Genomic DNA, 20646 nt, shown 5'->3' with positions numbered 1-20646 from the left:
CGCGGACCGGTTTTCAAGGGAGACTCACATGATCAAGAAACTTCTCGCGGCGTTCACGCTGGCTGTATCGATTGGTTCGGCGTTCGCCGCCGTAGATATCAACAACGCCAATTCCGATGCGTTACGCGGCATCAAGGGTATTGGGCCGGCCAAGGCCAAAGCCATTCTCGACGAGCGTGAGGCACATGGTCCGTTTAAAGACGCGGCCGAGTTGAGCAAACGCGTCAAGGGTATGGGCGGCAAGACGGTTGAGCGCTTGCAGGCCGAAGGGTTGACCATTGGGCCGGGTGGGACGCCGGTGGCGGTTGCCGGTGCTAAGCCGGCTGCTGGCGCAGGTGTCGTCAAGAAGTAATGCCATGCGGCGCATCGGTCGGCGCGCCGGTCGACCTGATGCGCCATGGATTTTCGTTCGCACTCGGGGTTCTGGGTGGGCTGGGTTTGGGCGTTAGGGCGTTAGGTTTACGGTCGGGGTTAGTGCCAAGGTGCCAGGTTCCGGGGTTAGCGGTCGGAGTCAATGCCGGGTTGGTGCTTTCAGGGTTAGTGGTCTGCGAGAGTCGGATTTTCTCTTTATCACTGTCAGCCACTGTGCGTGGCGGCACGTCATTTCTTTGTCCAAAGCGACAAAGAAATGAAGCAAAGAAAACGCTTTTAAACCGCGCTACCCTAAGTGTCCACAGCGTGCAGTTTTGATTCATAGGTGCCCCAAAAGCACGGTGCTCGCCAGAGCGGAGGATGTGTGAACCCCTCCTTCTCCGAACACCGATACCCACACGCTTCGCCACCAGTGATTGAACCTGCCCAAGGGGCACCCCGCGCTATCCGCGGACACCACCCACTAAATATGTGCGCACGTCGAACCACGCAGCCAACCTACCAAGTAACAAAGCCCCAAAATGCGTAAGGCCGTATCCAACGAAAATAACTGTCTAGGCCGTGCAGCAAACTCACCAAAAACTGAATGGTAGTAAATCCGCATCGGGCTGTGACGCGTGAATATGGGCGCGTAGACCGGGGAGTCAACCCACCAAAAAACCGCGACCGTAAATATGTGTGAGGCCATTTGGATTCCTTAGCAATAGTGCTTGCCCGAGAGCGTACGGGGCGAAGCGTGTTCGTGTCAGGATTCGCGAGAAGGAGGGGTTCACACATCCGTGGCTCTGGCGAGCACCGTGCTTTTGGGGCACCTATGAATGAAAACTGCTCGCTGTGGACACTTAGGGTAGCGTGGTTTAAAAGCGTTTTCTTTGCTTCGTTTCTTTGTCGCTAAGGACCAAGAAACGACGTGCCACCACGCACAGTGGCTAATAGTGATAAAGAGAAAATCCAACTCTCGCAGACCACTAACGCCGAAAGCAGCAACCCGGCATTGACCCAGACCGCTAACCCCAGAACCGACCACCCCGGCATCGACCCCGACCACTAACCCTGAAAGCAGCAACCCGGCATTGACCCCGACCGCTGCCCCAGAACCCAACACCCCGGCACTGCCCCCCATCCCCATCCCCTCGGCATCACCCCCACCCAGCCAAAACCCCTCAAGTGCGAACGAACCCCCCCTGGGCTACAATCAATAGCTTATCGACCGCAGCAACCCCACGACCGCTATGGCTTACAAGACTATCGAAGACACCATTGGCAATACGCCGCTGGTGCAACTGGTCCGCATCCCGGACGACGAAATCCGCAGCCGCAACAACGTGATCCTCGGCAAGCTCGAGGGTAACAACCCGGCGGGTTCAGTGAAGGACCGCCCGGCACTCTCGATGATCAAGAAGGCGGAGGAGCGCGGCCGCATCAAGCCCGGCGACACGCTGATCGAATCGACCAGCGGCAACACCGGTATCGCACTCGCCATGGCCGCCGCCATCCGCGGCTACAAAATGGTGCTTCTCATGCCGGAAGACCTGTCGATCGAACGTCGCCAAAGCATGGCCGCCTACGGCGCGCAAATCGTGCTGACGCCGGTCACCGGCGGTATGGAATACGCCCGCGATCTCGCCGAGCAAATGCAGCGCGACGGCAAAGGCATCATCCTCGACCAGTTCGCGAATCCGGACAATCCACTCGCCCACTACGAGACCACCGGCCCGGAACTCTGGCGCGACACCGAAGGCCGCATCACCCATTTCGTTTCCGCCATGGGCACGACCGGCACCATCATGGGCGTGTCGCAATATCTCAAGGAACAGAACGCGAATATCGAGATTGTCGGGGCGCAACCGGAAGAAGGTTCGCGCATCCCCGGTATCCGCAAGTGGCCGGAAGCCTATCTGCCGAAAATTTTCGATCGAAGCCGCGTGGACCGCACGGAAAGCGTCAGCCAGGCTGCGTCCGAAGCGATGGCACGGCGGCTGGCATCGGTGGAAGGCATTTTTTGCGGGATTTCCGCTGCCGGCGCGTGCGAAGTAGCGTTGCGCGTGGCGCGTCAGGTCGAGAACGCGACCATCGTGTTCGTTGTCTGCGATCGCGGCGACCGCTACCTGTCGACAGGCGTATTCCCGGCCTGAGACACCAAAGCAAAGCCAGAAGCACTATGTAAAAAGCCCGGCATTTGCCGGGCTTTTTACATAGTGCGCGAATCAAAAACGCCTGACGGCGACATCATTGCGACGCTGAAACGCCAGCATTGCCCGCGCCCATCTGCGCCTTCACCGCTTCGCCAAGCTGATACACGGCGAGTGCATAGAAGAAGCTGCGGTTGTAGCGCGTAAGCACGTAGAAGTTCTTCAGGCCGAGCGTGTATTCGGTCGCGCGGCCCGGCGTCGGCAAATCGACGACCGTCACCGGCGTACCCGCTTCCGCCAAGGTATTGAGCCCCGGCTCGCTCATCAGCATGCCCGCTTTCGTGAGCTGCGCGAGCGACCAGTGCGGCTCGGGCTGACCATCGGCTGCGGCTTGTGCAATGCCCTGGCTACCCATGTCGCCAGCAATCTTCCAGACCACCGGCCGTCCCGATTCCCAGCCGTGCTGCTTCAAATAGTTCGCAACACTGCCGATGGCATCGGCGGGACTGGTCCGCAAATCGATGTGCCCGTTGCCGTCAAAATCCACCGCGTACTGCACGATGCTGCTCGGCAGGAATTGCGGAATGCCGATCGCGCCCGTATACGAACCGAGCACGGTGGTCGGATCGATTTGCTGATCGTGCGTCCACACCAGCAGATCTTCGAGATTCTTGCGGAACGTCGCTTGCCGTTCTGCGCGGTTCGGCGTGTTGGGGTAATCGAAGGTGAGCGTGGTCAGTGCATCGAGCGCGCGGAAATTACCCATGTACCGTCCATAGATTGTCTCCACACCGATAATCCCGACAATTGCTTCGGGCGGCACGCCATACTGATCCGATGCACGCTGCAAAGCAGCCTGGTTCGCGCGCCAGAATTTCACGCCGGCGGCAATACGCACGGGCTCCACGAAACGCGCCTGATACGCGCGCCAGTTCTTGGTGGCGGGCGTAGGCGAGGGCAGGACCAGTTTCACGGCTGTTGCCGAATAACTGACGCGATTGAACAGGTCGTGCAAGGCGGCGGAATCGAAGTCGTAACGCGCAACAAGGTCGTTAATGAACGCGTCCACATTGGGATTGTTCGCGTAACGCTGCGGCACGATCTCCTCTTCGAACACTTGCCCTTGCGCTGGTGCGGATTGCGGCTGCGATTGCGCAACTGCCTGGCCGATACCGAGTGTGCCAAGTGCGCAAGCAAGACCAGCGACTGAGGCGAGGCGCGCGGTTCGCGCCGAAAGAGGCAAGACGGTCGAAGCAAACTTGAAGTTCATAGTGTGCGTAATTGTGGCGGTGTAACGCGAGGCGCGCTGGAAAAACGCGCAGGGCATACGAGAGTCGGATCAGTATAACCGACGTGTTTTCGACGCTATCCCGAAAGCCTTGTGAGCGGGCGCGGACGCTGCAAAAGCGATGCCATACGGCCGCACCATTTCCAATGTGGTAACTTAACGAGAACCCGCGCGGTGCGGCGTTCGGCCGCTCACTGGTGCGCGGCAGGAAGGGCCAAGCGCCGCGACCGACAAAAACATCTGAACGATACGAGACACGCGGCACGGCTCGCCCGGCTGCGCAACCCATCATGGCTACCGGCTTTTATACCCATCCAGATTGCCTTCTTCACGACATGGGGCCGTGGCATCCCGAATGCCCCGCGCGCCTTCAGGCGATCGAGGATCAGTTGATCGCAAGCCGTATCGACACGCTGATCGAGCGCGAAGAAGCGCCGCTCGCGAGCGAAGAGGACCTGGCGCGGGTTCATACCCGGGCGCATATCGATTTCGTCAGGGAGACGGCGCCCTCCGTGGGCCGCGCGGAAATTGATCCAGACACGCTGATGTCCCCGGGTTCTTACCACGCGGCGTTGCGCGCGGCGGGCGCGGCGGTCGCCGCCACCGACGCCGTGATCGCCGGCACCTACGACAACGCGTTCTGCAGCGTGCGGCCGCCCGGACATCATGCTGAACCGGCGCGCGCGATGGGCTTCTGCTTCTTCAACAACATCGCAATCGCAGCGCGTCACGCGCTTGAAGTGCATGGGTTTGAGCGCGTGGCTATCATCGATTTCGACGTGCATCACGGTAACGGCACGGAAGCCGCATTCTCGGGCGATCCGCGCGTGCTGATGTGCAGCTTTTTCCAGCACCCGTTCTATCCGTACAGCGGCGCCGATAATCAGGCATCGAACATGGTCAACCTGCCGATGCCCGCGCGTACGAAAGGCATGGCTGTGCGCGAAGCCGTCGACATGATGTGGTTGCCGAGACTCGACGAATTCAAGCCGCAGATGATCTTCATCTCCGCAGGTTTCGATGCGCATCGCGAGGACGATCTCGGCAACATGGGTCTTGTCGAGAACGACTATACGTGGCTGACCCAGCAGGTCCGTGCGGTGGCGAAGCGGCATGCAAAGGGCCGGATAGTGAGCAGTCTGGAGGGCGGGTACAACCTGTCGGCGCTTGGGCGCAGCGTGGTCGCGCATGTGCGCGCGCTCGCCGACATCTGACGCTTCATGGCAGGACTCGCGGCAAGCCTCCGACCCTACATGCGCGAACGCTGAAGTTCGGCACGCACGAGCGTCCAGTCGATCAGCGCCTTGATTACCCGATCCCGGTCGAGGTCGTTGAGCGTCTCGTGATAACTGCCTTCCAGTATCAGCAGGGTGGTATCCGTGGAACCGGTGTTGGCTTCGAATTCGCGGCTGCCGTCGGGGTTGGCGAGCGCGTCCTTCGTGCCGTGAAACACGAAGAGCGGCAAGTCGATGGACGTGCGTCGTGCAGCGATGCGGCGCATGGCGACCACTATCTGCGCCGCCGTCCTGGCCGGTATTGGCCGATGATGCACCAGCGGATCGCGCCGGTTCGCCTCGACCACGCCGTGCGCACGGGACAACGCGGCTGGATCAATGGTCAGGGCGGGGAAATGCGGCATCACGCGGCTGATCAGGCCGCCCAGCTTGAGCTTCCAGCGCGGCGCGTCGGCCGGGGTTTTAAGCGCGGCGCTCGACAGGATCAGCCCGGCCAGCTTCCGGCCGCTTTCCGGCAAGCGCTCGGCAGCATAAAGCGCTGCGATTGCGCCACCCATGCTATGCCCCATCAGGAACAGCGGGATCTTGAGCGGCGCGGTTGTGTCCGCAGCGTTGAGGAGCGCGCCGGTGTCGAGCAGATAGTCGTCGAAGGCGTTGATCCACACGCGCTCGCCCGGCGATTTGCCGTGACCACGCAGATCCGCGGCAATCAATTCGATGCCCGCCGCGTTCAGGCGCAGCGCGAAGGCGTCGTATCGGCGAGCATGTTCGGCCAGCCCGTGCACCAATGCGATTCGCGCCAGCGGTTTGGGGAATGTGGCGGCGGCTTGCCATCGATGAAGATGAAGGTCGATGCCATCGGCGGTGGCAATGCTGCTGGTGGAATACGTGCTGTGCGAGGGTTTTTGCATGGCCTGTCGGCAAAATCGGGATTCCGCAGATGATAGTCCCGATGCGTGGGCGGAAAAGTCGGGAATGCGCCGTTTAGAGCGCATTCCCGATTGTCATCCATGCTGTTTCATGCGTAAAATCGAACGATCGTGCTGTAAAAAATAAGCACCTACTGATTGTGCAGAGCCTGACGGACTCCTCGCGAGTCCGCTGTAAGCATTCGGCGGCGGGAGTCACTCGTTATAATGGGCTTGGGATGATGTATTCGTAACTTAGGAGCGTGTGCATGAAAATCTTGGTGCCAGTCAAACGCGTGGTCGACTACAACGTGAAAGTCCGGGTCAAGCCGGATGGCAGCGCAGTGGACATCGCGAACGTGAAGATGTCGATGAATCCGTTCGATGAAATCGCCGTGGAAGAAGCCGTGCGCCTGCGCGAAGCGGGCGTGGCGACAGAAGTGATCGCGGTGTCGTGCGGCGTGACGCAATGTCAGGAGACGCTGCGCACCGCCATGGCGATCGGTGCGGATCGCGCGATCCTGGTCGAATCGACTGAGGAATTGCAGCCGTTGGCGGTGGCGAAGATTTTGAAGGCGCTGGTCGATAAAGAGCAGCCGCAACTCATCATCCTCGGCAAGCAAGCCATTGACGATGACTCGAATCAGACCGGTCAGATGCTCGCCGCATTGGCCGGTTTGCCGCAAGCGACGTTCGCCTCGAAGGTGACAGTGGCCGACGGTAAAGTCACGGTGGCCCGTGAAGTCGATGGCGGTTCGGAAACGCTTTCCCTGACGTTGCCCGCCGTGATTACCACGGACTTGCGCCTGAACGAGCCGCGCTATGTGACGCTGCCCAACATCATGAAGGCCAAGAAGAAGCCGATGGAAACGCTCAAACCGGCGGACCTCGGTGTCGACGTGACGCCACGCCTGAAGACGCTCAAAGTGGCTGAACCGCCGCAGCGCTCCGCAGGCGTGAAGGTGCCGGACGTGAAGACGCTGGTCGAGAAGTTGAAGACCGAAGCCAAGGTTCTGTGAGGGAGTTTCCAAAGTGACTATTCTTGTAATTGCAGAACACGACAACGAGTCGATCAAATCGGCGACGTTGAACACCATCGCGGCAGCGCAGAAGATCGGTGGCGATATCCATGTGCTGATCGCAGGCTCGAACGCGCAAGCAGCAGCCGATGCAGCGGCAAAGATTGTGGGCGTGGCAAAGGTACTGCTCGCCGACGCACCGCAACTCGCCGATGGCCTGGCTGAGAACATCGACGCAACGGTGGTCCTGATCGCGAAGAACTACTCGCATATCCTGGCGCCGGCGACCCCGTACGGTAAGAACATCGCTCCGCGCATTGCGGCGCATCTGGATGTGGCGCAGATCAGCGACATCACGGCTGTAGATTCGCCGGATACCTTCGAGCGTCCGATCTACGCGGGCAACGCAATCGCGACGGTTCAATCGAGCGATGCGATCAAGGTCATCACCGTGCGTACCACGGGTTTCGATCCGGTGGCAGCAGAAGGCGGCAGTGCATCGGTAGAGAAGATCGAAGCCTCGGCCGATAGCGGTATTTCCAAGTTCGTGAGCCGCGAGTTGACGAAGCTGGACCGACCGGAACTGACGTCGGCGAAGATCATCGTGTCGGGCGGACGGGGTTTGGGCAACGGCGAGAACTACACGAAAGTGCTCGAACCGCTGGCGGACAAACTTGGCGCGGCGCTGGGCGCATCGCGTGCGGCAGTCGATGCGGGGTTCGTCCCGAACGACTATCAGGTCGGCCAAACCGGCAAGATCGTGGCGCCTAACTTGTATGTTGCCGTCGGCATCTCGGGCGCGATCCAGCACCTGGCCGGGATGAAAGACAGCAAGGTCATCGTCGCGATCAACAAGGATGCCGAAGCACCTATCTTTGGCGTGGCGGATTATGGCCTCGTGGGCGATTTGTTCACGGTCGTACCGGAGCTCGTGAAAGAACTTGGTTGATCGTTCTTAGAGCCACTGGCTGGAAGGAAAGCAGGACCGCAAAAAGGGGCGACATACGTGCGCCCCTTTTCACATCTGTTGGGGGAGACAAATCATGAGCTATAGAGCGCCCGTCAAGGACATGCTGTTCGTGATGAAGGAACTAGCCGATATAGAAAGCATCGCGGCATTGCCGGGTTTCGAGGACGCCAGTCTCGACACCGCGCAGGCCGTACTCGAAGAAGCCGCGCGCTTTAACAACGAAGTCGTCGCGCCGTTGAATTTCGAAGGCGACAAGAATCCGAGCTTCTGGAAGAACGGCGAGGTCACGACCACGCCCGGTTTCAAGGAGGCTTTCCGCCAGTTCGGCGAAGGTGGCTGGCAGGGTGTGCTGCATCCGGTCGAATACGAAGGCCAGGGGTTGCCCAAGCTGATCGCGACGCCTTGCATCGAAATGTTGAACGCGGCGAATCTCTCGTTTGCGTTGTGTCCGCTGCTCACCGATGGCGCTATCGAAGCGTTGCTTACCGCCGGGACCGAGGAGCAAAAACAGCTCTTTGTGCCCAAGCTGATTTCGGGCGTTTGGACCGGGACGATGAACCTCACCGAGCCGCAAGCAGGCTCCGATCTCGCGCTGGTCCGCACGCGCGCCGAGCCGCAAGGCGACGGCACGTTCAAGGTGTTCGGCACGAAGATCTTCATTACCTACGGCGAGCACGACATGGCGAAGAACATCGTCCATCTCGTGCTGGCGCGCACGCCCAACGCGCCTGACGGCGTGAAAGGCATCTCGCTCTTCCTGGTGCCGAAGTTCATCACCGATGAAAACGGCACGCTCGGTGCGCGCAACGACGTGCATTGCGTATCGATCGAACACAAGCTCGGGATCAAGGCGAGTCCGACCGCCGTGCTGCAATTCGGCGATCACGGCGGCGCCATTGGCCAGTTGATCGGCGAGGAAAATCGCGGGCTGGAGTACATGTTCATCATGATGAACGCGGCGCGATTCGCAGTCGGACTGCAGGGCGTGGGCGTATCGGAGCGCGCGTATCAGAAGGCCGTCGCGTTCGCGAAGGAGCGCGTGCAAAGCCGGCCGGTCGATGGTTCCGCCAAACAGCCGGTCTCGATCATTCATCACCCCGACGTGCGCCGCATGCTCTCCACCATGCGCGCGCTGACAGAGGCGTCGCGCGCGCTGGCTTACGTCGCGGCGGCGCATTGCGACCTCGCGCATCATCATCCCGATGAGGTTGCGCGGGCCAGCCATCAGGCGATCTACGAGTTTCTTGTGCCGATCGTGAAGGGCTGGAGTACCGAGCTTTCCATCGATGTCGCGAGCCTCGGCGTGCAGGTGCACGGGGGCATGGGGTTCATCGAAGAAACGGGCGCGGCGCAGTATTACCGCGATGCCCGCATTCTCACCATCTATGAAGGCACGACCGCTATTCAGGCCAACGATCTGATCGGCCGCAAGACCGTGCGTGATGGCGGCGCGACGGCGCAGGCGATTTTCGCGCAGATGGATCAGACCATCGCGCAGCTAGCCGAGCATGAAGGGCAGGCGTTCAAGTCAATGCATCGGCATTTGAGCGCGGGAAGCCTGTCGCTGGCGCGGGTGGTTGAGTTCATGGTGACCAAGGTGAAAAGCGATCCGAACGCGGTCTTCGCCGGCAGCGTGCCGTATCTGAAGCTGGCAGGCATTGTGTTGGGGGGATGGCAAATGGCGCGCGCGCTGCTGGTGGCGTCGGACAAGCGTGGCGAGGACGATGCGTTTTATGGCGCCAAGATCGCGACGGCCCAGTTTTTCGCGGAGCATATCTTGTCGCAAGCGCCCGGCATTGAAGCGTCCATCGTCAGCGGCAACGGGCAGGAAGGGTATCTCGCGCTGAGCGAGGATCAATTCTGATTTGCTGAGCGTTCCAGCGTCCGCGGCACGAAAAGGCCGTCCTTGACTTTCCTCGGGGACGGTCTCAACGAAAAAACACGTACATATAAACGCAAATCCGCAGGTTTTCTCGAAGCGGGCGTTGGGCTGGATGGGCGCTTTCGCTAAGGTGGACGAGCCGCTTTCTCAGAGCGGCGGTGAATTTGGATACTGCGGGTACTCCGCCGACGTTCCCATTTCCCAGCGCGAAACTAGCTTGCACGCAAGTTGCGATCGGCATGCTCACTGTCTGTTCAGGGAGCAAGCTCCCTGAACCACTCGAACCCAGCCAGATGCCTGTTTTCCACACAGTTTTTTGCGCGTCTACGTGGTGGCACAAGCGTTCGCGCTGAAACTGCACTGCCGTTCGAAGTGGTGTAGGATTAAATCCTATTCGATTCACCGGAGTAACCACCATGCGTTCCACCCAACAATTCAGCATTACCTTGCCGAACGAACTGGCTGAACTGGTCCGCGCCAAGGTTGAGAGCGGGGAATACGCCACTGATAGCGAGGTTATCCGCGATGGTTTGCGTACCTTGGCTGCCCGCGACCGCGTAGTGGAGTCTTGGCTGCGTGACGAGGTCGGTCCGGCATATGACGCACTCAAGGCAGATTCTTCGCGCGCGTTGACGGTGGACGAGGTGCGGGCGGCACTAGTGGCGAAACGGAAAGCGCGGACGTAAAAGCCAGATGACAACATTCGGCATCAAGTTCGCTCCGGAGGCATTGGAGCAGCTCGACAGCCTAGAGCAGTACATCGCGGAAGTGGCTTCTTCGACCGTGGCGGCAGGGTACATCGACGCTATCGTGTCTTATTGCGAAAGTTTGCAGAGCTTCCCGAATCGAGGCACTCAACGCGACGATATACGGCCGGGCTTGCGCATTTCGAATTATCGCGGCCGTACGGTCATTGCTTTTGTCGTGCAAGAGGAACAGCCGACCATTCTTGGGGTGTTCTATGGCGGCCAGGACTATGAAACTGCGCTGGCAGATTAGGCAGTTTAAGAACGCAAACGAGCAGGACCCTTGAATGCTTTTTGGCGCAAGTTCACCGAGGCACCCTCTGGCAAGGGCCGTAGCTTTTCTTTGCTCCCATTGTCGGCGCCATCAAAGAAAACACCCCAAAGGTTGGATCGATCTCCAACTTTTGGGGTGCATTCGCCCGGCTTTCGCCGGGACGGCATTTTTTTAAAGCATGTGCTCGCGGCTACGCGTGAAACTCCAACTCACGCACCTGCATACGACGGCCGCGCGCTCGTACGCGTCTCGCCGAGATACCGATGCACCGACAAATCGTCGGACTGGATCGCCGGCTGCTTGCCCGACATCAAGTCGGCCAGCAACTGACCCGATCCGCACGACATGGTCCAACCCAGCGTGCCGTGGCCTGTGTTAAGGAACAGGTTCGGCAGCGGCGTACGGCCAACGATGGGCGTGCCGTCCGGCGTCATGGGGCGCAAGCCGGTCCAGAACGATGCCTTCGCAGTATCGCCGCCACCGGGGAACAGGTCGTTCACGCACATTTCCAGCGTTTCGCGACGCGCCTGGCTTAGCGATTTGTCAAAACCGACAATCTCCGCCATTCCGCCGACGCGAATCCGGTCATCGAAACGGGTGATCGCGATCTTGTACGTTTCGTCGAGCACCGTGGAAACCGGCGCGGCGCTTTCGTTCGCAATGGGTGCCGTGATCGAATAACCCTTCAGCGGATACACGGGGATATCGACAAGACTGCCCAGTAGTTTCGTGGAGTAGGACCCGAGCGCAACAACGTATGAATCACCGCGAATGGTCTCTCCACCGCACTGCACGCCGGCGATTCGGCCACCGCTTACCGCGAGCGCGTCGATTGGCGTGTTGTAGCGGAACTTCACGCCCAACTGTTCGGCCATGGCGGCGAGGCGCGTGGTGAATTTCTGGCAATCGCCGGTTTCGTCGTTCGGCAGGCGCAAACCGCCGGTCAGCTTGTGCGATACGGCGGCAAGCGCCGGTTCCGCGTTTTGCAACTCAGCCGGCGTGAGCAATTCGAACGGCACGTTCGCATCGCGCAACACGGCGATGTCCTTCGCGGCGCCATCGAGTTGTTGCTGGGTCCGGAAAACCTGCAGCGTGCCACCGGTCCGGCCTTCGTAGTTGATGCCGGTGTCCGCGCGCAGTGCCTGCAGGCAATCGCGGCTGTATTCGGCCAGGCGCACCATGCGGCCTTTGTTGACCGAATAACGCGCCTGCGTGCAGTTCTGCAGCATCTGCCACATCCACTTCAATTGAAACGACGTTCCGTCCAGACGGATGGCCAGCGGCGCGTGTTTTTCAAACATCCATTTGATTGCCTTGAGCGGCACGCCGGGCGCGGCCCACGGCGACGCGTAACCAGGCGAGATCTGACCCGCGTTCGCGAAACTCGTTTCGAGCGCCGGTCCCGCTTCACGATCGATCACGGTCACTTCGTGCCCCGCGCGCGCCAGATAGTAGGCGCTCGTGACGCCAACAACACCGCTTCCCAGAATTACGACTCGCATGCCTTGCTCCGTGCAAAGTGTGTCCGCCGGTCATTCGCTTCGTTTCGACTGAAGCCGTGGTGAGTAGCGGGTTACATAGTGGTATCGACTATAGTATTGATACAGAGGCAGTTTTTGTTATTGTATTTATTCACTTTTCAGTGGAAAACAATGAGAACGCAGCGAAATTCAGTACGAGAACTCGATAAGATCGATCGCCGAATCCTGAAAATCCTTCAGCAGGACGGCCGTATTGCGATGAAAGACCTGGCCGAGCAGGTCGGGCTCTCGGTGACGCCGTGCATCGAACGCGTCAAACGCATGGAACGTGACCTGGTGATCGCGGGGTATTACGCGCGGGTGAACCCGCATCAGTTGGGCGCGTCGCTGCTGGTGTTCGTCGAGATCACGCTCGATCATAAAAGCGGCAACATGTTCGAGCAGTTTCGGCGCGAGGTGCAGCGCATTCCCGAGGTACTGGAATGTCATCTCGTTTCCGGTGATTTCGACTATCTGATCAAGGCGCGTATTGGCGAAATGGCCGATTACCGCAAGCTGCTCGGCGACATCCTGCTGCAACTGCCGGGCGCCGTGCAGTCGAAAAGCTATGTGGTGATGGAGGAAATCAAGGAAACGCTGACCATCGCGGTCGATGCCTGAAATGAGCTTGCGGCTGGGGCAATTTACTGTATATTTATACAGTTCTTTCCTGCTTTCATTTCCCGGCCATGGCTTCTCACGACCACGAATATCCTGTTGCTCCTCCCGCGCCGCTCAAGGGCCGAGGGGCGGTCACGAACCTTCAGGGGCGTTACGAGAAGGACCAGCGCGAGCGTGTAGATGACGGCTGGACGCATATCAGCGAGAACGGAGAAACCGATGACGCACCGGTCCTGCGCACGCAAGTATTCGAGGAATGCGCGAAGAGCATTCTGACGCGCAATTCGTCACCGGATATTCCGTTCGGGGTGTCGCTTAATCCATACCGTGGCTGCGAGCATGGTTGTATCTATTGCTTCGCGCGGCCTACGCATAGTTATTTGGGGTTATCGCCGGGACTGGATTTCGAAAGCCGGATATACGCCAAGATCAATGCCGGCGAATTGCTCGAGCGGGAATTGGACAAACCGTCCTATCAGCCGGAGCCCATCGCGCTGGGCGTGATTACCGACGCGTATCAGCCCGTCGAACGGAATTTGCGGATCACGCGGCGGGTGATCGAGATACTGAGCGAGCGAGGGCATCCGTTCGCGGCAATCACGAAGTCGTCGCTGATCGAGCGGGATATCGACCTGCTCGCACCCATGGCGCAGAAGGGCCAGGTCATGGCCGCTATCACCATTACCACGCTCGATGCGGATATTGCCCGCACGCTCGAACCGCGCGCAGCCACGCCTTCAAGAAGGCTGCGCACTATCCGGGCGCTGACCGAGGCGGGCATTCCGGTTGGAGTCAGCGTCGCGCCCATGATTCCGTTCGTCACGGAACCGGACATGGAGCGGGTGCTGGAAGCCTGCGCAGAAGCGGGCGCGACGAGTGCGAGTTACATTGTTTTGCGCTTGCCGTGGGAGGTGGCGCCGCTGTTCAAGGACTGGCTCGCGGCACATTTCCCGGATCGCGCGGAGCGTGTGATGGGGCGTGTGCGCGATATGCGCGGCGGCAAGGACTACGACTCGGATTTCTCGACGCGCATGAAAGGCGAAGGTTTATGGGCCGACATGCTCAAGCAGCGTTTTCATAACGCCACGAAGCGGCTTGGCCTGAATCAACGGCAGCGCGGGATTCTGGATATGTCGGAATTTCGGCAGGTTGAGAAGGCGGTGAGTAGAAATCCGCGTGCAGTCGTGGACACTGCGCAGATGAAGTTGTTTTGAAGCATGGCCGTAGCCGTGGCGGTTTCCGGGCAGAGCCGCCACGACCCTTGCGCACTGCTGCGACACTTATTGCGACAACTCTTTAGCTGCTTGAACCTGGCCTTCAAAGTAAGTCTGGAAGGTGACGGCAAGACCTGCCATCAGCAGGAGCGCGCCGAAGAACAAAGCAAAGATCACGACGAAAATGACTGTCCAGCCGGATTCGCTATGTTGACCAGTTTGCGCATTGAACTGAGCGTCCCATTTTTCATCGGGGCGCAAGCCGTAGACGATCGCCGACAAGAACGCCGCCAGCAGTGAAATGGAGCCGGGCACGACCAGGACCCAGCCGGGAGTCGAAGCCCGATCCGTTGCCGCGAGCAGCATGTAACCGGCTACTCCCAGCAGGATGCCAACAATGTGCGCCCAGCCGAACTTGTCGCGCAAACCGTACAGATAAAAGCGATGCGCGCCGATACTGCCGAAAAAGAAGGCGAGCGCGGCGGTCAGTGTTTTCGAGCGGAAACGCCCGTTTGACGTCGGTTTCGATGGGTGCGTGGCAGTGGACGGCGAGTTGTTCATCGGGAAACGAAAAGGAAAATGCAGTGAGCAATGGACGCGGATTGGCACAAACGGCAACAGTTTTGCGCCGACGCGGCATTCTACGCCCGCGGGGTCGACGCTCACGCGGCTAAACGGCTCAGCGCACGGCGACCGGGTCGCGGCAATGTCACTGCAAGATCACGGCAGCGTCAAGGTTGCGCGTACGTAATCCGGTAGATTGCGCCCGCGTAGTCGTCGCTGACGAGAAGCGAGCCGTCGGGCATTGGCAGGACATCGGCGGGGCGACCCCAGACATCTTCCTTCGGACGGAGCCAGCCTTGCGCGAACGGCTCCATGCGCGGCTTCTCGCCATTCGCACCCACCACGATCCGTACTACCCGATATCCCACCTTCGTGCTGCGGTTCCAGGAGCCGTGTTCCGCGATGAATATGTTGTTCTTATAGTCGGCGGGGAACATGGTGCCTGTATAGAAGCGCATGCCGAGCGATGCCACGTGTGCGCCCAGCTTGACGACCGGCGGTGTGAATCCGGAGCACGGATGGCCGGCGCCGAATTCAGGGTCCGCAACGTCGCCGCCGTGGCAATAAGGGTAACCGAAGTCCATGCCGGCCTTCGGCGCGTGGTTGAGCTTGTCGTCGGGGATATCGTCGCCGAGCATGTCACGGCCGTTGTCGGTGAACCAGAGTTCTTTCGTCCGCGGATCCCAGTCGAAACCCACCGTGTTGCGCACGCCGTTCGCAAACACTTCGTAGTCGGTGCCGTCCGGGTTCATCCTGGCGATCAGTGCGTATCGTTTGCGATCCGGATTGCAAATGTTGCACGGCGCGCCGGTTGGCACATACAGCTTGCCGTCCGGGCCGAACGCGATGAATTTCCAGCCGTGTGACCGGTCAGAAGGCAGTTTGTCAGTGACCACTATAGGCTTGGGTGGCGCATCGAGATGATTGTCTATGTCGTCGAAGCGCAGGATGCGGGAGATCGCGGAGACATAGAGCGCGCCGTTGCGGAACGTCACGCCCGCGGGCTCGTCCAGACCCGACGCGATCACGTGTTTCGCTGTCACGCGCCCATCCTTCAACTCGAGCGCGTAGACGTGCCCGTCGAGGCTGCCGGCATACAGCACGCCTTTAGGCGACAAAGCCATGGCGCGGGCGCTCGGGACGTCGTCGGAGAGAACAGCAATGCTGAAGCCCGGCGGCAGCTTGATCTCATCAACCGGCAGTGCCGCATGGGCGCCCTCTGCGATCAACGAACCGGCCAGCGCGATCAGCAAATTCGCCGCTAAAAACGTAGAACGCGCCAGAGATCGGGTGACACTGCGGACAAAACCGCGAGCCCGAGGCGAATCATCGTAAGAGAAAGCTTTACCGGTGAAAGTCATGAGCGAGTTCAAATCTGTCTCCCCAAAATGACACCTCGCGCTGCCGCGCGAAGTCTTGAAAAATCCGCTTTGCGCCGTGTCAGAGCGGGCGATGGCCGGTTCAACGACATGCGTCAGGCCACGTTCCATCTTGATTAATCGACGCAAGTGTTTGTTAAGGCTCCGTTTTGCCGCTATAATCGCGTGTTTTGGTAGTTCCGAACCCCGGTTTTCAAGGATTTCAGCATGGTTATCATCCGCTTGGCTCGTGGCGGCTCCAAGAAGCGCCCGTTTTACAATATCGTTGCAACCGATTCGCGTAGCCGCCGTGATGGCCGCTTCATCGAACGCGTGGGTTTTTACAACCCGATCGCGACCAAAGGCGAATCGCTGCGTATCGCCCAGGACCGCCTGACGTACTGGCAAGACAACGGCGCGCAGATGTCGCCGACGGTTGCACGTCTGGTCAAGCAATCGCAACAAGCTCAGCCGGCTGCTTAAGTGCGCTTGCTGCAGTCGATCGTTCGGGTACTTGTGATCCGATCGATTCCAGCTGCCGAGGTTCGCGGGAGATTGGCTCATGTCGACGCGTGATTCTGCTTCAGACTCAGGTTTGACAGCCGCACGTGGCGAAAAATCTGAGCCGAACGAAGCCACGTTTGGCGCGTTTGTCCGCAAGCCGGCAGCGCGTCGCGTGGCTATCGACGCTTCAGATAGCGCGGGATCGATCGAGCCTGTAGAAAGTTTGCCTGATGACGCCATTGAAGTGGGTGCGATCGTCGACGCTTACGGACTGAAGGGCTGGGTCAAGATTGCGCCGCACGCGCATGCGGGTCATGGCGGTGACGCAATGCTCGCGGCAAAGCGCTGGTGGCTGGTCAAGGGAACCGAGCGCAAGGTGGTCCGGTGTCTGCAGTCCAAAGTGCATAGTGACACGGTCGTTGCGCACTTTGCCGGCTGCGATGACCGCGAGACGGCGTATGCGTTGCGTGGTCACAGTATCCATGTGTTGCGCAGCGACTTCCCGAAGCTGACCGGTGATGACGAATTCTACTGGGTCGATCTGATCGGCCTCGACGTCGTGAATGACGCGGACGTGGCTTTAGGCCAGGTCGCGAGCATGATCGACAACGGCGCGCATTCCATCATGCGCGTGGAATTTCCGACTACGGGCAAGGACGGTTCGCCCGCCACTGGCGAACGGCTGATTCCATTCGTTGGCGTATATGTCAAAACAGTGGATCTGGCGGCGCGCAGGATTGTCGTCGACTGGGACGCTGACTATTGATTGATCGATTATTTCAAGGAGAGAGCGATGCAGTTTGACGTCGTGACGCTCTTTCCCGAGATGTTTCGCGCACTGACCGATTGGGGTATTACCAGCCGGGCAGTGAAGCAGGAACGGTTTGGTCTGCGCACGTGGAATCCTCGCGATTTCACCACGGACAATTATCGAACCATCGATGATCGTCCGTACGGCGGTGGCCCCGGTATGGTCATGCTGGCAAGGCCGCTGGAAGACGCGATTTCGGCTGCGAAAGCGGCGCAGGCGGAGCAGGGCATCAGCGGATCGCGTGTGGTGATGATGTCGCCGCAAGGGAAAACGCTGAATCATGAGCGGGTGATGCAATTCGCTCAGGAACCGGGTCTCGTCGTGCTGTGCGGCCGTTACGAGGCCATCGACCAGCGCTTGATCGATCGTGTGGTCGACGAAGAAGTGAGTCTCGGCGACTTCGTGTTGTCGGGTGGCGAATTGCCGGCCATGGCGCTCATGGACGCAGTGGTGCGCCAGTTGCCCGGCGTGCTGAACGACTCGCAGTCGGCTGTGCAGGACAGTTTCGTCGATGTGCTGCTCGATTGCCCGCACTACACACGCCCGGAAGAATACGGCGGTGTGCGGGTTCCGGATGTGCTGCTTGGCGGCCATCACAAGGAAATCGATGCATGGCGTCGGCGTGAGGCGCTAAAGAATACGCAGGAAAAGCGGCCCGATCTGATCGAGCGGGCGCGCAAGGCTAAAATGTTGAGCCGTGTCGATGAGACATGGCTCGCAAGTCTCGCCAAGGAACGATCGAAAGCGCAGTAGGCGTTGGAAGGCAAATACAAGGCGAGACGAAAGGGTGGTGCCAGGCTTGTGAATTCAAGTGGGCGCCAGAGTGAACCCATCCTCTACCGGGGCCACTAATATGGCAAACAACTCCGGCAAGATGGCTCCAGGAGTCAGTAATGAATCTGATTGAACAACTAGAGCAGGAAGAAATCGCGCGCGCGCTCGGCGAGAAGACCATCCCCGCATTCGCCCCCGGCGATACGGTGATCGTTAGCGTCAACGTAGTTGAAGGTACGCGCAAGCGTGTCCAGGCTTACGAAGGCGTTGTGATCTCGAAGCGCAACCGTGGTTTGAACTCGAATTTCATCGTCCGCAAGATTTCGTCGGGCGAAGGCGTCGAGCGTACGTTCCAGACTTACTCGCCGATCCTGGCGAGCATTGTCGTGAAGCGTCGCGGCGACGTGCGTCGTGCAAAGCTGTACTACCTGCGCGATCGGTCGGGCAAGTCGGCTCGGATCAAGGAAAAGCTCGTGTTGAAAGACCGCAGCGCTTCCAAGGCGCAGTAACTGCACCGAAGCTGTACCGGAAAAAAGCACCTTCACGGGTGCTTTTTCCGTTGGTGTGGTCAAATCGTGTCTTGCCGTTTCGTGCGCTCCACTCGAGTCTTATTTGCGTCCTGAGCGCAACGTTTTTTCAAAACGAGAATCAGAACCAGACTAGACCTACCCAAGAACTAAAAGCCCCACGTGCCTCCGACCAAGCTGTCGACTCCCCGAATCCTCGAGCCTGAGATCTTGCCGATCGAATCGACCGGCGCAGATCTGCCGCCTGTGCGCGGCGAACGCCTGACGCCGGCCGGACTGCGCGCGCGCTTCAAGCAGACGCTCGACTGGACACCGGACGCGCGCGACGACCGGATCAAGGCGCTGGGTGGCGATCCGCGGGTGGCATCGGTGCTGATTGCGCTGGTTTTGCGGGAGACCGGCCTGAGCGTGCTGCTCACTCAACGTGCCGACCATCTTTCGAATCACGCGGGGCAGATCAGCTTTCCGGGAGGACGTCGCGAACCGGAAGATATTGACGCCGTGGCGACCGCGCTTCGCGAAGCGCAAGAGGAAGTGGGCCTGGAGGCGAAGCACGTGGAAGTGCTCGGTGAGTTGCCGGACTATCTGACGGGCACGGGTTTTTGCGTGACGCCGGTCGTGGCGCTGGTGCATCCCCCGTTTGAACTGCACGCCGATACCCTCGAAGTCGCCGATATCTTCGAGGTCCCGCTCGCATTTCTCATGAACCCGGCTAATCATCAGGTCCGCGTGTTTCGTTGGGAAGGCGGCGAGCGTCGTTTTTTTGCGATGCCTTTTTCGCCCGCCGAGAATGTGGCTCCGTATTTCATCTGGGGCGTAACGGCGGGTATGTTACGCAATTTCTATCGCTTTCTCGCGGCTTGACGCCTAACGTGCAGAGGCTCGGCTAGCCGTGCAGCCGATGTGTCCCTCTGGCGCGGACGGTGCTGTGCTATCTTTACAAGAAATTCGTAAAACTCGAGTGTCTCGGCGCATCGCATGACTTTTTTCTCGGTATTACTGGCTCTCATCATTGAGCAGTTGCGCGCGCTCTCGCCGCAGAACCCCATTTCGGCGTTGCTTCAGTACCATGCGGAATCCGCGGCTCATGGCTTCGATGCCGGCAAGCAGCGGCACGGCGTGCTCGCCTGGCTAGTGGTCGTGGTGCCATGGACATTAGCCGTCGGGCTTGTCTACTACGTGCTCTATCGCATCAACTTCGCGCTGGCGTTCCTGTGGAACGTCGTGATCGTGTATTTCACGTTGGGCTTCCGGCAGTTCAGCCACTATTTCACCGATATCCATCTTGCCCTGAACAACGACGACGTGCCTCGCGCTCGCGAGGTTCTCAATGAGTGGACCGGCATTGATACGCTTGATATGCCCGTCAGCGAGATCGTCCGGCATACCCTGGTTCATGCGGTCGTGGCGTCGCATCGGCACGTGTTTGGCGTGTTCTTCTGGTTCCTGATTCCGATCGGACCGGCGGGCGCGGTGTTTTATCGGATCGCGGAGTATCTGGCGAGGTCGTGGGTCCAGCCGACTGATGAACGCACGCCGGCGTTTTCCACCTTCGCGCAGCGGGCGTTCTTTTTCATCGACTGGGTGCCGGCGCGGTTGACTGCGTTGGGCTTCGCCATTGTCGGGAATTTCGAGGACGCGATCTATGCCTGGCGCAACCACGCCCGGCAATGGCCCGATGCCAACGAAGGGGTTCTGCTCGCTGCCGGGAGCGGGGCGCTTGGAGCCCGCTTGGCGGGACCATTAGCGGAGCCGCTGAGCGTCGAGGCTTTAGCGGTTGGCGATGCAAGCCCGCTGCCCGTTGGCGATGACTGCACGCCGCGGACTTTGCAGTCTGCCGTCGGCCTCGTCTGGCGTGCCGTGATTCTCTGGATGTTGTTGTTGCTCATGCTCAGCATCGCGGTGTGGCTGGCCTGAAGCAACGCGC

21 protein-coding genes are annotated in these 20646 nt (G+C 59.7%); 16 read left to right on the top strand and 5 right to left on the bottom strand.

Features of this window, described 5'->3' with window-relative positions; translation table 11 throughout:
* Window positions 1-28: 28 nt before the first annotated feature.
* Together ACSQ36_RS14040 and cysM are read left to right on the top strand one after the other, a co-directional pair.
* Window positions 29-352 carry a ComEA family DNA-binding protein gene (locus tag ACSQ36_RS14040; protein WP_436182321.1) on the top strand — a complete coding sequence of 108 codons (324 nt, stop codon included), beginning with the start codon at window positions 29-31 and terminating at the stop codon, window positions 350-352.
* Between the two features lie 1252 nt (window positions 353-1604).
* Complete coding sequence (gene cysM / locus ACSQ36_RS14035; RefSeq protein ID WP_213769051.1) at window positions 1605-2507, top strand: cysteine synthase CysM; 903 nt, start codon at window positions 1605-1607, stop codon at window positions 2505-2507.
* Window positions 2508-2601: 94 nt separating this feature from the next.
* Here the strand turns inward: cysM and mltB are convergent, their stop codons facing one another.
* Window positions 2602-3774: a lytic murein transglycosylase B gene (mltB, locus tag ACSQ36_RS14030; protein ID WP_436182320.1), complete on the bottom strand. Its 1173-nt coding sequence runs from the start codon at window positions 3772-3774 to the stop codon at window positions 2602-2604.
* A gap of 308 nt (window positions 3775-4082) precedes the next feature.
* Here mltB and ACSQ36_RS14025 point away from each other — a divergent pair, with 308 nt between their 5' ends.
* Entirely contained in the window at window positions 4083-5006 is a 924-nt protein-coding gene (locus ACSQ36_RS14025; protein WP_436182319.1) for a histone deacetylase family protein, read from the top strand.
* Between the two features lie 35 nt (window positions 5007-5041).
* Here the strand turns inward: ACSQ36_RS14025 and ACSQ36_RS14020 are convergent, their stop codons facing one another.
* Window positions 5042-5938, bottom strand: a complete 897-nt coding sequence (locus tag ACSQ36_RS14020; protein WP_436182318.1) for a lysophospholipase — start codon at window positions 5936-5938, stop codon at window positions 5042-5044.
* Between the two features lie 266 nt (window positions 5939-6204).
* On the opposite strand from ACSQ36_RS14020, the gene ACSQ36_RS14015 reads away from it, so the two are divergent.
* The 5 genes from ACSQ36_RS14015 to ACSQ36_RS13995 all read left to right on the top strand — a co-directional run bounded on the left by ACSQ36_RS14015 (window position 6205) and on the right by ACSQ36_RS13995 (window position 10805).
* Window positions 6205-6954 carry an electron transfer flavoprotein subunit beta/FixA family protein gene (locus ACSQ36_RS14015; RefSeq protein WP_436182317.1) on the top strand — a complete coding sequence of 250 codons (750 nt, stop codon included), beginning with the start codon at window positions 6205-6207 and terminating at the stop codon, window positions 6952-6954.
* A 13-nt stretch (window positions 6955-6967) separates the two neighbouring features.
* Window positions 6968-7903, top strand: coding sequence for an electron transfer flavoprotein subunit alpha/FixB family protein (locus ACSQ36_RS14010; protein ID WP_436182316.1), 936 nt, complete (start codon window positions 6968-6970; stop codon window positions 7901-7903).
* Window positions 7904-7997: 94 nt separating this feature from the next.
* Entirely contained in the window at window positions 7998-9788 is a 1791-nt protein-coding gene (locus ACSQ36_RS14005; protein ID WP_436182315.1) for an acyl-CoA dehydrogenase, read from the top strand.
* Between the two features lie 434 nt (window positions 9789-10222).
* Window positions 10223-10492: a ribbon-helix-helix domain-containing protein gene (locus ACSQ36_RS14000; protein WP_213769044.1), complete on the top strand. Its 270-nt coding sequence runs from the start codon at window positions 10223-10225 to the stop codon at window positions 10490-10492.
* Window positions 10493-10499: 7 nt separating this feature from the next.
* Window positions 10500-10805 (top strand): type II toxin-antitoxin system RelE/ParE family toxin, encoded by a 306-nt coding sequence (locus ACSQ36_RS13995; protein ID WP_436182314.1) that lies wholly within the window; start codon window positions 10500-10502, stop codon window positions 10803-10805.
* A gap of 230 nt (window positions 10806-11035) precedes the next feature.
* Here ACSQ36_RS13995 and ACSQ36_RS13990 read toward each other — a convergent pair whose 3' ends face one another.
* Window positions 11036-12328 (bottom strand): D-amino acid dehydrogenase, encoded by a 1293-nt coding sequence (locus ACSQ36_RS13990; protein ID WP_436182313.1) that lies wholly within the window; start codon window positions 12326-12328, stop codon window positions 11036-11038.
* A gap of 150 nt (window positions 12329-12478) precedes the next feature.
* Here ACSQ36_RS13990 and ACSQ36_RS13985 point away from each other — a divergent pair, with 150 nt between their 5' ends.
* Together ACSQ36_RS13985 and ACSQ36_RS13980 are read left to right on the top strand one after the other, a co-directional pair.
* A complete protein-coding gene (locus ACSQ36_RS13985) occupies window positions 12479-12967 on the top strand; it encodes an Lrp/AsnC ligand binding domain-containing protein (RefSeq protein WP_213769041.1) in 489 nt (162 codons plus the stop codon).
* A 68-nt stretch (window positions 12968-13035) separates the two neighbouring features.
* Window positions 13036-14181: a PA0069 family radical SAM protein gene (locus ACSQ36_RS13980; RefSeq protein ID WP_436182312.1), complete on the top strand. Its 1146-nt coding sequence runs from the start codon at window positions 13036-13038 to the stop codon at window positions 14179-14181.
* Between the two features lie 66 nt (window positions 14182-14247).
* On the opposite strand, the gene ACSQ36_RS13975 is transcribed toward ACSQ36_RS13980, so the two are convergent.
* Both ACSQ36_RS13975 and ACSQ36_RS13970 read right to left on the bottom strand, forming a co-directional pair.
* A complete protein-coding gene (locus tag ACSQ36_RS13975) occupies window positions 14248-14742 on the bottom strand; it encodes an NINE protein (protein ID WP_436182311.1) in 495 nt (164 codons plus the stop codon).
* Between the two features lie 170 nt (window positions 14743-14912).
* Window positions 14913-16118, bottom strand: a complete 1206-nt coding sequence (locus tag ACSQ36_RS13970) for a PQQ-dependent sugar dehydrogenase (protein ID WP_436182310.1) — start codon at window positions 16116-16118, stop codon at window positions 14913-14915.
* A 213-nt stretch (window positions 16119-16331) separates the two neighbouring features.
* Between ACSQ36_RS13970 and rpsP the strand changes: the two genes are divergently transcribed.
* The 6 genes from rpsP (at window position 16332) to ACSQ36_RS13940 (ending at window position 20636) form a co-directional block, all read left to right on the top strand.
* Complete coding sequence (gene rpsP / locus ACSQ36_RS13965; RefSeq protein ID WP_213769038.1) at window positions 16332-16586, top strand: 30S ribosomal protein S16; 255 nt, start codon at window positions 16332-16334, stop codon at window positions 16584-16586.
* 79 nt (window positions 16587-16665) lie between these two features.
* Window positions 16666-17373 (top strand): ribosome maturation factor RimM, encoded by a 708-nt coding sequence (gene rimM / locus ACSQ36_RS13960; protein WP_436182309.1) that lies wholly within the window; start codon window positions 16666-16668, stop codon window positions 17371-17373.
* A gap of 27 nt (window positions 17374-17400) precedes the next feature.
* Window positions 17401-18171, top strand: coding sequence for a tRNA (guanosine(37)-N1)-methyltransferase TrmD (gene trmD, locus ACSQ36_RS13955; protein ID WP_436182308.1), 771 nt, complete (start codon window positions 17401-17403; stop codon window positions 18169-18171).
* 140 nt (window positions 18172-18311) lie between these two features.
* Window positions 18312-18701, top strand: coding sequence for a 50S ribosomal protein L19 (gene rplS, locus ACSQ36_RS13950; protein ID WP_213769036.1), 390 nt, complete (start codon window positions 18312-18314; stop codon window positions 18699-18701).
* A gap of 195 nt (window positions 18702-18896) precedes the next feature.
* Window positions 18897-19583: a CoA pyrophosphatase gene (locus ACSQ36_RS13945; protein ID WP_436183177.1), complete on the top strand. Its 687-nt coding sequence runs from the start codon at window positions 18897-18899 to the stop codon at window positions 19581-19583.
* 114 nt (window positions 19584-19697) lie between these two features.
* On the top strand, window positions 19698-20636 hold the full coding sequence (locus ACSQ36_RS13940) for a CobD/CbiB family protein (protein WP_213769035.1): 939 nt from the start codon (window positions 19698-19700) through the stop codon (window positions 20634-20636).
* Window positions 20637-20646: the final 10 nt, after the last annotated feature.

Source organism: Caballeronia sp. LjRoot34 (assembly GCF_964253815.1).
Taxonomy (GTDB): domain Bacteria; phylum Pseudomonadota; class Gammaproteobacteria; order Burkholderiales; family Burkholderiaceae; genus Caballeronia.
This window is presented reverse-complemented; position numbering and strand designations above follow the sequence as displayed.